This window comes from Bradyrhizobium sp. CCBAU 53340 (genome assembly GCF_015291645.1).
Lineage (GTDB): Bacteria > Pseudomonadota > Alphaproteobacteria > Rhizobiales > Xanthobacteraceae > Bradyrhizobium.
The window spans coordinates 4,683,106-4,697,878 of record NZ_CP030055.1 but is presented as its reverse complement, the minus strand read 5'-3'; the positions used below and the strand labels follow the sequence as shown (position 1 = coordinate 4,697,878).

The window sequence follows — 14,773 nt, the reverse complement described above, 5'->3', positions numbered from 1 at the left end:
GCTCAGACCAGCCCGTGGAGGAGACCACCGACGTCGAGATGACCGACATCCGCGCTGAGGCCGACTGCCGTCGGTGCGGAGATCGAGGCATCGATGCCTCCGGTTCCCGCAAGGCCTGACGCGGAGACGTCAATGCTGGGATTGGTTTCGATCAGTGCGCCCACGTCGAGCGTATGCGACAGATCGACCGTGCCGCTGGCACCGGCCGTTGCACTTCCACCTGCAGCAGCGCTGCCGGACAGTGCGCCGGTTGCTGTTCCAAGCAGACCATCGACCGTGCCGAGCAGGTTTCCGAGAAGAGCCATGTGAACTCCTTTGAGTTGGCAGTTGAGATCGCGACAGAAGAGTCGCTGCCCAAGAAGTCGCCGCAACGTGAAAGGTTGCGGACTCATATGCGACCATTTGGTGCTGATTTGTTGGGCGGGGAACTTGCAATCTTCGCACGGTAAACCGCGGGTGCCAGCCGGGCACCCGGTCTTCCCTGCGCCCTGTCAGATGAGGGTGAGCGACAAAGCAAAGCTCGGGCGAGATGAGCCGCGAGGACAATTACGTATGTCCGTCGTTGAGCGTAGGTCTCGTGCCCGGACGCTGCGTAGCACGAAGCGATGCGCTGCAGAGCCGGGGCCCATGCATCAGCGCGCGGTGTAGCTTCCTGGGTCCCGGCTCTGCGCAGCAACGCTCGCGCATCGCAGCGCGTCCGGGACACGAGAGTTGAGGATGCCGCTTCCCAATCCTCCGTCATTGCGAGCGCAGCGAAGCAATCCAGACTGCCTCTGCGGTAGGACTCTGGATTGCTTCGCTGCGCTCGCAATGACGCTGCTGATGCAGCTACGCCACTCTTTGTGAGTTGTGCATGCGGCTCAGTTGGCTACCATGCACCCGCTCCCGAAGCATAGGGAGCCAGCAGCAGCGGGAGGCGGCATGGGCGGGCAGGAGCGGAAAGTCAAGGGATCGGATCTATTCGTCGCGGCGCTGGAGAATGAAGGCGTCGATCGCATCTTTGGCGTGCCTGGCGAAGAGAACCTGGACCTCGTCGAATCCCTGCGCACCTCCAAGATCGAGCTGGTCCTGACCCGGCACGAGCAGGCCGCCGCCTTCATGGCAGCGACCCATGGACGATTGACGGGGAAGCCCGGCGTCTGTCTCTCCACCCTCGGCCCGGGCGCGCTAAATCTCTCGACGGGCGCCGCCTACGCGTATCTCGGCGCGATGCCGATGATCCTCATCACCGGCCAGAAACCGATCATGAGCAGCCGGCAGGCGCGCTTCCAGATCGTGGACGTGGTCGCGACCATGAAGCCGCTGACGAAACTGTCGCGGCAGATCGTCAGCGCCTCGTCGATCCCGACGGTGGTGCGCGACGCCTTCCGCGTGGCGATGGAGGAGCGGCCGGGACCGGTGCATCTCGAATTGCCCGAGGACATCGCAGGCGACGAGGTCGAGGCTGTGCCCGTGATCCCGGTCCATCCGATCGAGATCCCCGTCGCGCATCGCGCCGCGCTCGACCGCGCCGCCGAGATGATCCTGGCGGCAAAGCATCCGTTGGTGATGATGGGCGCGGCGACCAGCCGGCCGCGCTCGACCCATGGCATTGCGAGCTTCGTGCGGCGGACCGGCATTCCGTTCTTCACGACGCAAATGGGCAAGGGCACCGTGCCCGGAGGTACCAATCTCTATATGGGCACTGCGGCGCTGTCCGAGCGCGACTACGTCCATGACGCCATCGACGCCGCCGACCTGATCGTGGCAATCGGCCACGATCCGATCGAGAAGCCACCCTTCATCATGGGGCCGTCGGGGCCGAAGGTCATCCACGTCAGCTACACCTCGGCGAGCGTCGAGCTGGTCTATTTCCCCGATGCCGAGGTCGTCGGTGATGTCGGTCCGAGCCTGGAGCTTCTGGCCGACCGGCTCGAAGGCAAGCTGCCGCAGGCCGCGGCGCTGTTGCCGCTCCGCGAAGAGATCCTCAACCACATCGCCGACCGCGCCACCGAGACGCGCTGGCCGCCGACGCCGCAGCGCATCGTGCATGATATCCGCCAGGTCATCCCCGAGAACGGCATCGTCGCGCTCGACAACGGCATGTACAAGATCTGGTTCGCGCGCAACTACCGCACCCGCGTCGCCAACACGCTGCTGCTCGACAATGCGCTGGCGACGATGGGCGCCGGCCTGCCGTCGGCGATGATGGCTGCGATGCTCTATCCCGATCGCCGCGTGCTCGCGGTCGCCGGCGACGGCGGTTTCATGATGAACAGCCAGGAGATGGAGACCGCCGTCCGCCTCAAGCTCAATCTCGTCGTGCTTGTGCTGGAGGACAAGGCCTACGGCATGATCCGCTGGAAGCAGGCCGTCGATCATTTCGCCGATTACGGCATGACGTTCGGCAATCCCGACTTTGCGCTCTATGCCAAGGCCTATGGCGCCAAGGGCCACCGCATCGAAAGCATCGACAGTTTCGGCCCGACGCTGGAGGCGGCCTTTAGGGAGGGTGGCGTGCATCTGGTCTCGATCCCGGTCGATTATTCGGAGAACGTGCGGGTGCTGGTGGACGAGCTGCGGACGCGGCAAAAGTAGCCCCCGGTTTACCATCTTGTCAGGCGGGTCATACCTGGCATTCCTTGATATATATCGCAGTACGATATATTGGCGGGCGCGAAGAATCCTCCCGACAAGAGACATCCATGCGCCAGACCCCCGACATCACCGGCGGCCTCCCGCGTCCTCGCGGCAAGCCCGGAGATTTTACCGCCGATCGCCGCGTGCTGGTCCTGATCGGAATGGCACTGCTGGTCGGCAGCATCAGTGCCGGGGCGGCCTGGGTGCTGTTGAAGCTGATCGCGCTGGTGACCAATCTGGTCTGGTTCGGCCATGTCAGCACCGCGAATGTCTCGCTGGCCAATGCCCATCCCGGGGTCTGGATGGTGCTGGCGCCGGCGCTGGGCGGGCTCGTGATCGGGCTGATGGCGCGGTTCGGCTCGGAGAAGATCCGGGGCCACGGCATTCCCGAGGCGATCGAGGCGATTCTGATCGGCGGCAGCCGGATGCAGCCGAAGGTCGCGGTCCTGAAGCCGGTATCCTCGGCGGTGTCGATCGGAAGCGGTGGCCCGTTCGGCGCGGAAGGACCGATCATCATGACGGGCGGCGCGATCGGATCGATCTTCGCCCAGTGCTTCCACCTCACCGCCGCCGAGCGCAAGACACTGCTGGTCGCGGGCGCGGCCGCCGGCATGACCGCGATCTTCGGTACGCCGATCGCGGCGGTGCTGCTCGCGGTCGAGCTGCTGCTGTTCGAATGGAAGCCGCGCAGCTTCCTGCCCGTGGTGACGGGAGCGGTGATATCGGCGGCCTGGCGCCCGCTGCTGTTCGGGACGGGCCCGTTGTTTCCGTTCGCGGAGCGGCCGGACCTGCCCTGGTGGGGCCTCGCGGCTGCGATCGGCGTCGGCGTCGTCGCCGGCCTGCAATCCGGGCTAATGACGCGGCTGCTCTACGCGATCGAGGATCTGTTTGATCATCTGCCTGTGCACTGGATGTGGTGGCCGATGCTCGGCGGTCTTGTCGTCGGCCTTGGCGGGCTGATCGATCCGCGAGCGCTCGGCGTCGGCTACGACGTCATCGCCGATCTGTTGTCCGGCCACATGGTGCGCGACGAAGCGATCCGGCTGCTGCTGGTGAAGTCGGTGATCTGGGTGGTCGCGCTGAGCTCGGGCACGTCGGGCGGCGTGCTGGCGCCGCTGCTCATTCTCGGCGGCACTGCCGGCTGGATGGAGGGACTGGTGCTGCCCGGTGGTGCGTCGTTCTGGGCGCTGGTCGGCATGGCCGCGATGATGGGCGGCACGATGCGCTCGCCGCTGACAGGCGTGATGTTTGCCATCGAGCTAACCGGCAATATCGACATGCTGCTGCCGCTGCTGGCGGCAACCGGTGCGGCGCACGCCGTCACCGTGCTGCTGCTCAAGCGCTCGATCCTCACCGAGAAGATTGCGCGCCGCGGCCAGCACGTCACCCGCGAATACGCGATCGATCCGTTCGAGCTGATGCGCGTCACCGACGTCATGGTCACTGATGTCGACACGCTTCCGGTCGACATGCCCGTGGATGCCGCGGTCGCTTTCTTCACGTCGGATCAGCGCCGTCACAAATCCTATCCCGTGGTCGCGGCCGACGGGCGGCTGAGCGGCATGGTGACCCGCGCCGATGTGCTGCGCTGGCGCACTGAGGGCGATCATCAGGCGGCGACGCTCGATGATGTCGTGTCGGACACCTCCAGCGTGGTGGCGCATCCTGACGATGTGCTTGGCCGGGTCGCCGATCTCATGGTCGGCTCCGATCTCGGGCGGCTGCCGGTGGTCGATCGCGCCAGCCATCGCGTGGTTGGCCTCGTCGCTCGCAAGGATTTGCTGCGAATTCGCGCGGTCGTGAACGCGCAGGAGGAAGACCGCAACGCATATTTCCTGCGTGAAAAGACGCTTGTGCCGGAGACGCGGATCGCGGAAGGTCAGCCCCTCTGAACTCCAGCATCGACAGGAATGAGCATGACCCGCGTTCGTTGTGTCACCGAAATGGGCATGGGCGTCGACGTTCACGGCCGGGACGCCACCAAGGCGGCGAAGCGCGCGGTGTCGGATGCTATCAGGCATTCGAGCCTCGGCTTCTTCCGGATGATCGGCAAGACCGCGAACGACATGTTCGTCGATGTCACGATCGGCGTGCCGTATCCGGAGGCCGTCGACAAGGAGGCCGTTGCCAAGGAGCTTCCCTACGGCACCGTGACCGTCACTGCGGTCAAGGGCGGGCTGGAGATTCCCTCGGCGACGGAGGTGGCCAACGACCCCATCCTCATCGCCAACGCGGCCGTCATCGTCAGCTTCGACAAGGACTGAGCCAATGCCTGGCAGCGATGAAGCGCTTTTGGACCGTCCGATCTGGAGCGCGCTGACAACGAGCCACAAGCATCTGGCCGAGGGCGGCCCGCTTGCGCGGCGCTATCCCGTGGACATGACGCCGTTTGCCGACATGGTCGACATGTCGGAGCAGAGCTTCGCCGCGCTCGGTGATCTCATGGCGCCTTCGCAAGTTGTCGCGCTGTTCACGCCGGAGCCGGTCGATGTCCCCGGCGGCTTCAAGGTGGTGCTGGCCGAGAGCGGTGAGCAGATGATCGGCTCGCCCGCCGACAGCCCATTGCGCGACGCCGAGATCGTTACGCTCGGCACGGCCGACGTTCCTGCGATGATGGCACTGACGACGCTGACCAAGCCGGGGCCGTTCGCCGCGCGGACGCACGAGCTCGGTACATTCCTCGGCATCCGCGCAGGCGGCGAGCTGGTCGCAATGACCGGCGAGCGCATGAAGCCGGGCAAGTTCGTCGAGATGACGGCGGTCTGCGTCCATCCTGATTATCGCGGGCGCGGCTATGCGCAGGCACTGCTCGCGGCGGTGGCGCGCCGAATCGAGGCGCGCGGCGAAATTCCGTTCCTGCACGTGTTCTCGAACAACACATCCGCCATCGCGCTCTATCAGCGCCAGGGCATGCGCATTCGCCGCCGCCTGCATGTGACGGCGTTCATGAAGCAGGAGTAGGCGTCCTTCGACGATAGCCCTTCATTTCCGGCGAAAGCGCGCTATATCCATCCCCACCATAATGGGGGGACGCATGGACGCCAGGACGCCAGATTTTTCCGCCGTACGGACGGCGATGCAGCGCTACGTCGATCAGGAGATCATCCCGGGCGTGTCCTGGGCGGTGCTGCGCGGGCGCGAGGTGGTCGACCAGCAATGCGTCGGCTTCGCTGATCGCGAGGCGAAGACCGCGCTGCGGCCTGACCATATTTTCCGTGCGTTCTCCAACACCAAGATCTTCGTCACCTCTGCGATCATGTTGCTGGTCGAGGAGGGCCGTATCGGGCTCGATGACCCGGTCGAGAAATACCTGCCGCAGCTCGGCAATCGCAAGGTGCTGAAGCAGGGCGCGTCGAGCCTTGCCGATGTCGAACCGGCGAGAAACCCGATCACGATCCGCCAGCTTCTGACCCACACATCCGGTCTCAGCTACGGCTTCTTCGATCCCGGTGCGGTGTTGTTCAAAGGTTACAACGACGCGCGCGTGCTCAATCCGCTGACGCCGCTGACCGACATGATCGACAAGCTCGCAGATCTGCCGCTGTCCTATCATCCCGGCACGTCCTGGGAATATTCGGTGGCGACCGACGTGCTCGGTCGCGTGGTCGAGGTCGTCTCGGGCAAGCCGCTCGATGCTACCTTGAAGGAACGCATCTTCGATCCGCTAGGCATGACCGATACCGGCTTCTTTGTGCCGGAAGCGCAGCAGGGCAGGCTGGTCGCGCATTACACCGGTGCCGACCTGCTCGATCCGATGAAGCCGGGCCTCACCCGCGCCGACGATCTGCCTTATCCGCAGGCCTATCGGCGGCCGTTCCCGCGGCTGGACGGTGGTGGCGGGCTGGTCTCGACCCTGCCTGATATGCTGGCCCTGGTGAAGGCGCTGCTGCCCGGGCCGGATGCGCTGCTGAAGCCGGGCACGCTGCGGCAGATGATGACCAACCAGCTGCCTGATGGCCATACCATTCGCTTCGCCAATCTCGGGCCGATGCCGGGCAAGGGCTTTGGCCTCGGTGGCGCCGTGACGTTCGCGCCGACGCCGTTCGATCCCCCAAACTCCACCGGTGAATTCCAGTGGGGCGGGCTCGCCGGCACCCATTGGTGGATCTGCCCTGAGGCGAATACCGCGGGCGTGCTGATGGCGCAGCGCCATTTCGGTTTCTGGAATCCATTCTTCTTCGAGTTCAAGCGCCTGGCCTATCAGGCCGTCGGAGGCTGACCGCAAAAAAATCGCACATCCCCGCGAATCCTTTCCGGCCAACGCGCCCTCCTTGTGATCGAGGCAGTCAGCCTCGGATGATCTCGGAGGATGTGATGGCATTTTACAGGAAGAATATCGGCGGCCTGCATCAGGCGGTGCGGGTTGCCGCGGGGATCGCGATAGCGGTCGCGGCATTGGTCTATCTCACGGGTGCGCCAGCATGGCTGATCGCGCTCGGCGGCGCCGGCTTCGCGCTCACCGGCCTCGTCGGCTATTGCCCGATGTGCGCGATGGCCGGGATCGGGCGGGGAGGTGTGTCGTGAGCGCGGTCGCAATTCCGCCAAGCCTGTTCGAGGCAGCGCGGCTGGGCGACCCCGAGGCGATCGGCCGCCTGCTCGAGACGGCGCAGCCGGACATTCGCCGCTACGCCCGCGCCACCTGCCGCAGCTCCGCAGATGCCGAAGACGCGGCACAGGAGACGCTGTGGATCCTGTTCCGGCACGTCGGCACGATCCGCTCGTTGTTGGCATTTTCGGCCTGGCTGTTCAGCGTGGTTCGCCGCGAATGTCTGCGGCTCGCGCGCAAGGCCGGCTTCGCGCCGTTGCCGGACGAAAGCCAAACCGAGGCTGCATTGCTCGCGCGGCCCGAGGCCGATCTGCGGCTCGATGTCGCCGCAGCATTCGAGGCGCTGCCGTCGCATTACCGCGATGTCGCGTTGATGCGTGATGTCAAGGAAATGACCATCGACGAAATCGCCGATGCGCTCGGCGTGACGCGACAGACCGTGAAGGCGCGCCTGCATCGCGCCCGTGCCTTGATGCGCGAATATCTGACGAGATGAGCCATGACCTGTTATCAAACTCCTGACGATCTCAAATCGATCCCAACCTTCGTCGCGCTGGCGCCGGTCGAGGCCAATGCATTTCTGGCATTCAACCACGCGGTCGAGCGCAAGGACGGGCTGATTCCGCCGAAATATCGCGAGCTGATCTCGCTCGCGGTCGCGCTCACCACGCAGTGCGCCTATTGCCTCGACGTGCATACGGCACAGGCGGCGAAAGCAGGTGCCACGCGCGAGGAGGTGGCGGAAGCCGCGCTGATCGCGGCGGCGGTGCGCGCCGGCGGCACGCTCGGGCACGCGCTACTGGCACAGCGGCTGTTCGAACGACATCAGGGTGGGGGATGAACGAGCGTTGGCTCGAGGCGGGACAGGACGTGTGAAAACCTATCTCGGTCTCGACGGATTTCGCTTCGGCTGGGTCGCCGCCTGGATCGATGAGGGCGGCCAGCATGGATTCGACTATTCGCCGGGCCTGACGCGTCTGCTGGCGATGCCGCACGCGCGTGCGATGATCGACATGCCGATCGGTCTGAAGCCGAACGGCTATCGGAGCTGCGACTTGCGTGCGCGTGAAATGGTGGGCCCTGCCGTATTTCTCGGGGCCCGCCGTGACCTCTGGACATTTCCCGACATGGCGGCGGCCAACCGTCATTATTGGGAGCACGAAGGCAAAGGCAGGGGGATCTCGGCCCAACTCTGGAATATCAGGGACAAGATCAGGGAGGTCGACGAGATCATGACGCCGGACCGGCAGGCAACGATCGGCGAAGCGCATCCGGAATTGATCTTCTGGAATCTCGCAGGGCGCGTCCGGCTGGCGAAGAAGACGACGGCGGAAGGCCGTCAGCAGCGCATCGCGCTGCTGACGCAACGCGGTTTCACGAAGCTGCCGACATGGCTGACACAGCGCCACGGCACCGGAATCGGCCGCGACGATCTCATCGACGCTTGCGCCTGCGCGGTCGCCGCGCGCGACAGCACGCAGCGCGTTGGCGGAGAGGAGGTCGATCCGCGGGAGTTGCGGATGGAGATCAACTACTGAGGATCAGCTGGCAGTCGACCATCGGGAAAAACAGGCAGTTTATTTGAACTGTGCAGGAACTGACGACGGCCGGCCCGCGTTCCCCGTGCGAACCCGAATTGAAGAAGCTCCTACGATGAATGATGCCAGTCAATTCGCCACCGCCATGCTCGCGCTCGTTTTTATCGGAGCGTTGCTCGTCACCGGGCAGCTCTTCATCGAGCAGCGCGCCCAGCGCGATGTGGCCTACGCCACCAGTCATCTGCTACGGCCGTTGTGAGCGGCATTTGCGGCGGACATGTGTGACGAGGGCCCGGCCTTGCGCCATGTCCCGGCTCGCCTAGATTAGGCAGACTCTCACGCAAGCAGCCGGGGTCCCGATGTCCGATCTCTCCGCCTTTCCGATTACCAAGCGTTGGCCTGCCAAGCATCCCGAGCTGCTTCAGCTCTATTCGCTGCCGACGCCGAACGGCGTCAAGGTCTCCATCATGCTCGAGGAGATCGGGCTGCCTTACGAAGTTCATCTCGTCGACTTCGGCAAGGACGATCAGAAGACGGCTGAATTCCTCTCACTCAACCCGAACGGCAAGATCCCGGCGATCCTCGATCCCAACGGCCCCGGCGGCAAGCCGCTGCCGCTGTTCGAGTCCGGGGCGATCCTGCAATACCTCGCCGAGAAGACCGGCAAGCTGCTGCCGCAGGATGCCGCTCGGCGCTACCAGACCATCCAGTGGCTGCATTTCCAGATGGGCGGCATCGGGCCGATGTTCGGGCAGGTCGGCTTCTTCCACAAATTCGCCGGCAAGGATTTCGAGGACAAGCGGCCGCGCGACCGCTACGTCGAGGAAGCCAAACGCCTGCTCGGTGTCATGGAAACGCATCTTGCGAGCCGGCAATGGTTCATGGATGACGACTACACCATCGCCGACATCTCCATGCTCGGCTGGGTGCGCAACCTGATCGGCTTCTATGGCGCCGGCGACCTCGTCGAATTCACCCGGTTCAAGTCGGTCGGTGCCTGGCTCGAACGCGGGCTGGCGCGGCCGGCGGTGCAGCGCGGGTTGAATATTCCGAAGCGGCCTTGAGCATAGCCTAGCTCAGCGCCTTGTAGCTCATGTACAGCGCCATCAGCGCGACGAGGGCGATCATGCTTCGGCGCAGCACCGCCTTGCTGACGCCGTTGGCCGCGCGGGCACCGAGATCGGTGCCGATCCAGAGGCCTGCAACAATGCCGATAATGGCCGGCCAGCCGACCATCAGTCCCTTGCTCCAGTAGATCCAGGCCGCCGGAATGTTGGTCGGAATGACCGAGAAGATCAGGCTGACAAGCTGTGCTTGATGTTGCGGAACGCGCAGGCCCGCGGCGAGGCCGACCGTGATCGCGAGTCCGCCGCCGATACCCATGAAGCCGGACGAGAAGCCGGCAAGCATGCCGATGAGGAGCAGGGGAGGCCAGGGCAGCCGGTTCCGATCACCAGTGTCGCCACCATCGTCCTTGCGGTCGCGACGCAGGATCAGCAGCGCGATCAGCGCGACGAGATAGGCGACATAGGTCCATTGCAGCACCGCGTCGGAGACCGCGGCCGCGGCATAGCCGCCGCCCATACCGCCGATCAGAAAGCCGATGCCGATCCAGGTGATCCATGGCAGCGGGCTGCGATGGCCGCTGTGCCAGTAACGGCGCACGCCGGCGAGGCCCGTTGGCGGTATCTGCGTGATCAGCGAGGTGCCTTGGGCGACGTGCTGTTCGGCGCCGAGCAGCAGCACACTGAAGACGACGAGCCCGCCGCCCGGACTCGTGCCGCTGAAGCCCGAAGCCAGCCCCGCGACGAGGCCGACACCGCCGCCGGCGAGAAGCTCGTGAATCCAGGACATCGCTTACGTCCTGGTTCGCCGCTTCATATCGGGCGCGGTCGTGCGAAAGCCATCGATCACGGTGGTGACCGTCGCCATGCAGGCCGCGACGTCAAATTCTTCGCCCCAGCATTTTTGCAGCACAAAGCCCTGGAAGATCGCGATCAGCACGCGCGCGATCGCATCGGCGCCGATGTCACGCTTGATCAGGCCGTCGTGCTGCCCGCGCTCGACCAGCGCCACGACCAGCGCGCGCGGGATGTCGATGCCCTCGACGACGCTGGTGCGGACGCGGCGGTTGCGCAGCGCCTCGGCCCAGCCATGGATGCCGACACGGCGCCGCGCTTCGCCCGTGGGATCGGTCAGCCATTGTGCATAGGCGCGGACCAGCGCCCGCAGCCCCTCGATGGGATCCCCGGAGCCTTGCGCGACCGAGTTGAGAACGGCCTCGCGGCGGTGCCGGTCGTCGGCGAGCGCCTCGATCAGATCGTCCTTGCTCTGGAAGTAGAGATAGACCGCGCCGTGGCTCAGGCCGGACCGCTTGACGATGTCGGCCATGCCGGTCTGGTGAAATCCGTCTTCGGAGAAGCAGGCCAGCGCGGCTTCGAGGATCTGCTGACGCCGGTCCTCACGCTTCTTCTCGCTGATCTTGGGCATCCGTCCGGTCCATAAATAACTGACAGATCGATCGTTTTAGAGAAATACCCGAACCCGCTAGATAACAGCTGATCCATATAAAAACCGATCGATCAGTCATTAATATTTGTGGAAGGGGTCTTGGTCAAGCCTGGCGGGCTGGCCTTGGAAGGGAGGATGAAGCGATGGGCGGCCTACGGAGGCGTTGCCGTCTAGAACAATCGCCCGCCGTTCGGCACCGGCTTGCTCGGCTGCATCAGCACGACCTTGCCATCGGCATCGGGGAAGCCGAGCGTGAGGACCTCGGAGACAACAGGTCCGATCTGACGCGGTGGGAAATTGACGACGGCGGCGACCTGCTGTCCCACCAGCGTCTCGAGCGGATGGTTCTCGGTGATCTGCGCCGAGCTCTTGCGCACGCCGATGACCGGACCGAAGTCGATCCACAGTCGCCAGGCCGGCTTGCGCGCCTCCGGAAAAGGTTTGGCATCGACGATGGTGCCGACCCGGATGTCGACCGCGAGAAAGGTGTTGAAGTCGATGGTCGGCGAGGCGGATGCGGCGGGATCGTGGGTGACGTGCATTGGGGTGTCCGTTCGGAAGAGGTCGAAAGCGTCGTTCGCAATATTGTCGCGTGATCGGGAGTTGCGTACAACGCCACGGGACGTGAAACGCCCTAGAGATCAGTCACGACGCATGCGCGAGGACCGTCTTGCCCAACATCATCTATGGCATCAAGAACTGCGACACCATGAAGAAGGCGCGCACCTGGCTCGACACCCATGGCATCGCCTACGAGTTCCACGATTACAAGGCCGCCGGTGTGGAGAAGGACAAGCTCAAGCAATGGAGCGACAAGCTCGGCTGGGAGACGCTGCTCAATCGCGCCGGCACGACTTTCAAGAAGCTGCCCGATGCCGACAAGGAAGGCCTGACCGAAAAGAAGGCAATGGCGCTGATGCTAGCGCAACCATCGATGATCAAGCGGCCGGTGCTCGAAATCGGCGGCAAGTTGCTGGTCGGCTTCAAGCCTGACATCTACGACAAGGAAATCGGCGCAAAGGCGCGCAAGGGCTAGTTCAGCTCGATTGTCTCGGCGGTGACATCAGGGTCTCCGGACTGATCGGCGAATTCGACGATTTCGGCGGCCGCGATGCGGCCGGGGGCGCGGTGAAACAGGTCGCGGTCGATCACCGTGCGCAGTTTCGGCCGCGGCGGCGCGTCATTTCCGCGCAGCAGGTTCTTGATCTCGAAGCCGCCGTCCTCGCAGAAAGTCTTGACCGATGCGATGACGTGACTGACCTTGTCGTCGGTCAGGAACGGCAACAGCAGCCGTTCATAGGCGACGACGCGGCCGTAGATGTCATCGACATCGGCGACGGTATAGATCGGAAGCCCGCGCGCCACGCATTCGTGGTAGATCGGCATCACGAAAGGCGCCATTCGCGGCCCGACATAATCGTCCAGCAGAACGCCCTTGCCGGTATGGCCATAAGCGCGCGAGATCCGCGTGCCCTCGCTCTGGATCGTCAGGCGCGGCGTCGGCGTCGAATGGTCCACCGTGTAGTAGATGAGATCGGACAGCTCTTCCTCGAGTCGCGCGGGCTGATACTCCCAGATCGCCGGCGCGGTCTGCTGGCGCGCATAGAGTCGCAGCCACGTGTTGAGCAGGTCACGCTGCCTGATCGACTTGACGGCGGAGGGCGCGGCGCTGGCGAAATCCAAGACAATATTCCCGGCGAATGAAACGGGCGCATGATCTTGCTTGCGGGAAAATTTTTCATGAAGGCTGGCGCGCGGGACCAAAGACCGTTAACGACGACTTGATGACCGGTGTCTTGCGAACCGGGAGGCCGGCAGGCGGCATCACAAAGCCTCCAACTAAGGGAGCATAAGACTCCCGGTCAAAGGCCTGACCTGCTCAGCTTTCCGCCTTGCCTAACCCCCGTCACCTCCGGCATATTCCGCGCCCGGAGGCGGCGTTCCGGGGCGAGCTCCAAGACCTCCGGAAAGCCGAAGTAACAATGAGAGCAACGCGCTATTGGCGCGGGCAGGGGGAAATCTGTTTGGCCGATGAGTTCATTCTCGAAACGGAAGGCTTGACCAAGGAGTTCGCGGGCTTCTTCGCCGTCCGCGACGTTGCGCTCAAGGTTCGCCGTGGGAGTATCCACGCGCTGATCGGGCCGAACGGCGCCGGCAAGACGACTTGCTTCAACCTTCTGACCAAGTTCCTCAAACCGTCTGCCGGAAAAATCCTGTACAAGGGGCAGGACATCACCGCGATGGCGCCGGCCGATGTGGCGCGCTTGGGACTGGTGCGCTCATTCCAGATCTCGGCGGTGTTTCCGCATCTGACCGCGCTGGAGAATGTTCGTGTCGCGCTCCAGCGCCAGCACGGCAGCTCCTTTGATTTCTGGCGCTCCAAGTCCGTGCTCAACCGCTTCAACGACCGGGCGCGCGAGCTGTTGAACGATGTCGGCCTCAGCGAGTTTGCCAATACGCCGGCAGTCGAGATGGCCTATGGGCGCAAGCGCGCGCTCGAGATCGCAACCACGCTCGCGCTTGATCCGGAAATGATGCTGCTGGATGAGCCGATGGCCGGCATGGGTCACGAGGACATCGACAAGATCGCCGCGCTGATCAAGCGCATCTCGGCGAAATACACCATCCTGATGGTCGAGCATAACTTGAGCGTCGTCGCCAATCTCTCCGACATCATCACCGTGCTGACGCGCGGGCAGGTGCTCGCGCAGGGCCATTATTCCGAGCTCACCAAGGACGAGCGCGTCAAGGAAGCCTATCTGGGAGCCGGTCATGCCTGAGACTGCAATGGCCGAGGCACCGGCGCGGGCCGCAACCGGCGGCAACATCCTCCAGGTTCGCAACCTGGAAGCCTGGTACGGCGAGTCCCACATCCTGCACGGGATCAATTTCGACGTGAAGGCGGGCGAGGTCGTCACGCTGCTCGGGCGTAACGGCGCCGGCAAGACCACCACGCTGAAATCGATCATGGGCATCATCGGCAAGCGTGCCGGTTCGATCAAATTCAACGATCAGGAGATCATCCGCGCGACCTCCGACAAGATTGCGCGCATGGGCATCGCGTTCTGCCCGGAGGAGCGGGGAATCTTTTCCAGCCTCGACGTGCGGGAGAACCTCTTGCTGCCGCCGGTGGTGCGCGCAGGCGGGCTGCCGCTCGAGCAGATCTTCGATCTGTTCCCGAACCTGAAAGAACGTCTCAACAGCCAGGGCACCAAGCTCTCCGGCGGTGAGCAGCAGATGCTGGCGATCGCGCGCATCCTGCGCACCGGCGCGAGCTTCCTGATGCTGGACGAGCCGACCGAAGGTCTGGCGCCCGTCATCATCCAGCAGATCGGCCACACCATTGCGCGGCTCAAGAAGGAGGGCTTCACGATCCTCCTTGTCGAGCAGAACTTCCGCTTCGCATCCACCGTCGCCGATCGTTATTACGTGGTGGAGCACGGCAAGATCATTGACGGATTTTCCAATGCGGAGCTTGCCGCCAACATGGACAAGCTCCACACCTATCTCGGCGTCTAGTCCGGCCCAAAGCAGACGGCCAACGGAAGCGGCGAAGAGA

19 protein-coding genes are annotated in these 14,773 nt (G+C 64.2%); 14 read left to right on the top strand and 5 right to left on the bottom strand.

Annotated elements, in window-relative coordinates; all coding sequences use genetic code 11:
- Positions 1 to 2 precede the first annotated feature (2 nt).
- Positions 3 to 305, bottom strand: coding sequence for a hypothetical protein (locus tag XH89_RS22460; protein ID WP_194462599.1), 303 nt, complete (start codon positions 303 to 305; stop codon positions 3 to 5).
- A 616-nt stretch (positions 306 to 921) separates the two neighbouring features.
- Between XH89_RS22460 and XH89_RS22455 the strand changes: the two genes are divergently transcribed.
- The 11 genes from XH89_RS22455 to XH89_RS22405 all read left to right on the top strand — a co-directional run bounded on the left by XH89_RS22455 (position 922) and on the right by XH89_RS22405 (position 9,767).
- Entirely contained in the window at positions 922 to 2,577 is a 1,656-nt protein-coding gene (locus XH89_RS22455) for an acetolactate synthase large subunit (protein WP_194462598.1), read from the top strand.
- 107 nt (positions 2,578 to 2,684) lie between these two features.
- Entirely contained in the window at positions 2,685 to 4,511 is a 1,827-nt protein-coding gene (locus XH89_RS22450) for a chloride channel protein (RefSeq protein ID WP_194462597.1), read from the top strand.
- Positions 4,512 to 4,535: 24 nt separating this feature from the next.
- On the top strand, positions 4,536 to 4,883 hold the full coding sequence (locus tag XH89_RS22445) for a Lin0512 family protein (protein ID WP_194462596.1): 348 nt from the start codon (positions 4,536 to 4,538) through the stop codon (positions 4,881 to 4,883).
- Positions 4,884 to 4,887: 4 nt separating this feature from the next.
- Positions 4,888 to 5,580 (top strand): GNAT family N-acetyltransferase, encoded by a 693-nt coding sequence (locus XH89_RS22440; protein WP_194462595.1) that lies wholly within the window; start codon positions 4,888 to 4,890, stop codon positions 5,578 to 5,580.
- 73 nt (positions 5,581 to 5,653) lie between these two features.
- Positions 5,654 to 6,838 carry a serine hydrolase gene (locus XH89_RS22435; protein ID WP_194462594.1) on the top strand — a complete coding sequence of 395 codons (1,185 nt, stop codon included), beginning with the start codon at positions 5,654 to 5,656 and terminating at the stop codon, positions 6,836 to 6,838.
- A 95-nt stretch (positions 6,839 to 6,933) separates the two neighbouring features.
- The gene (locus tag XH89_RS22430) at positions 6,934 to 7,143 is read left to right on the top strand and encodes a DUF2892 domain-containing protein (protein ID WP_194462593.1); all 210 of its coding nucleotides are present in this window, start codon (positions 6,934 to 6,936) and stop codon (positions 7,141 to 7,143) included.
- Positions 7,140 to 7,661 (top strand): RNA polymerase sigma factor, encoded by a 522-nt coding sequence (locus XH89_RS22425; protein WP_194462592.1) that lies wholly within the window; start codon positions 7,140 to 7,142, stop codon positions 7,659 to 7,661. Before XH89_RS22430 ends, XH89_RS22425 begins: the two co-directional genes overlap by 4 nt.
- Positions 7,662 to 7,664: 3 nt before the next feature.
- Positions 7,665 to 8,006 (top strand): carboxymuconolactone decarboxylase family protein, encoded by a 342-nt coding sequence (locus XH89_RS22420; protein WP_194462591.1) that lies wholly within the window; start codon positions 7,665 to 7,667, stop codon positions 8,004 to 8,006.
- Positions 8,007 to 8,037: 31 nt separating this feature from the next.
- Positions 8,038 to 8,703 (top strand): DUF429 domain-containing protein, encoded by a 666-nt coding sequence (locus XH89_RS22415; RefSeq protein WP_194462590.1) that lies wholly within the window; start codon positions 8,038 to 8,040, stop codon positions 8,701 to 8,703.
- A gap of 115 nt (positions 8,704 to 8,818) precedes the next feature.
- Complete coding sequence (locus XH89_RS22410; RefSeq protein WP_194462589.1) at positions 8,819 to 8,962, top strand: hypothetical protein; 144 nt, start codon at positions 8,819 to 8,821, stop codon at positions 8,960 to 8,962.
- 100 nt (positions 8,963 to 9,062) lie between these two features.
- Positions 9,063 to 9,767: a glutathione S-transferase family protein gene (locus XH89_RS22405; RefSeq protein ID WP_194462588.1), complete on the top strand. Its 705-nt coding sequence runs from the start codon at positions 9,063 to 9,065 to the stop codon at positions 9,765 to 9,767.
- A 7-nt stretch (positions 9,768 to 9,774) separates the two neighbouring features.
- Here XH89_RS22405 and XH89_RS22400 read toward each other — a convergent pair whose 3' ends face one another.
- The 3 genes from XH89_RS22400 to XH89_RS22390 form a co-directional block, all read right to left on the bottom strand.
- Entirely contained in the window at positions 9,775 to 10,557 is a 783-nt protein-coding gene (locus tag XH89_RS22400; protein WP_194462587.1) for a sulfite exporter TauE/SafE family protein, read from the bottom strand.
- 3 nt (positions 10,558 to 10,560) lie between these two features.
- Positions 10,561 to 11,193: a TetR/AcrR family transcriptional regulator gene (locus tag XH89_RS22395; protein ID WP_194462586.1), complete on the bottom strand. Its 633-nt coding sequence runs from the start codon at positions 11,191 to 11,193 to the stop codon at positions 10,561 to 10,563.
- 191 nt (positions 11,194 to 11,384) lie between these two features.
- Positions 11,385 to 11,756 carry a tRNA-binding protein gene (locus XH89_RS22390; protein WP_194462585.1) on the bottom strand — a complete coding sequence of 124 codons (372 nt, stop codon included), beginning with the start codon at positions 11,754 to 11,756 and terminating at the stop codon, positions 11,385 to 11,387.
- Between the two features lie 128 nt (positions 11,757 to 11,884).
- Between XH89_RS22390 and XH89_RS22385 the strand changes: the two genes are divergently transcribed.
- A complete protein-coding gene (locus XH89_RS22385; RefSeq protein WP_194462584.1) occupies positions 11,885 to 12,250 on the top strand; it encodes an ArsC family reductase in 366 nt (121 codons plus the stop codon).
- On the opposite strand, the gene XH89_RS22380 is transcribed toward XH89_RS22385, so the two are convergent.
- On the bottom strand, positions 12,247 to 12,897 hold the full coding sequence (locus XH89_RS22380) for a hypothetical protein (protein ID WP_194462583.1): 651 nt from the start codon (positions 12,895 to 12,897) through the stop codon (positions 12,247 to 12,249). The genes XH89_RS22385 and XH89_RS22380 overlap by 4 nt on opposite strands.
- A gap of 341 nt (positions 12,898 to 13,238) precedes the next feature.
- On the opposite strand from XH89_RS22380, the gene XH89_RS22375 reads away from it, so the two are divergent.
- Positions 13,239 to 13,994 carry an ABC transporter ATP-binding protein gene (locus XH89_RS22375; protein WP_063983735.1) on the top strand — a complete coding sequence of 252 codons (756 nt, stop codon included), beginning with the start codon at positions 13,239 to 13,241 and terminating at the stop codon, positions 13,992 to 13,994.
- Complete coding sequence (locus tag XH89_RS22370; RefSeq protein WP_194462582.1) at positions 13,987 to 14,733, top strand: ABC transporter ATP-binding protein; 747 nt, start codon at positions 13,987 to 13,989, stop codon at positions 14,731 to 14,733. The genes XH89_RS22375 and XH89_RS22370 overlap by 8 nt, the downstream gene beginning before the upstream one ends.
- Positions 14,734 to 14,773 lie beyond the last annotated feature (40 nt).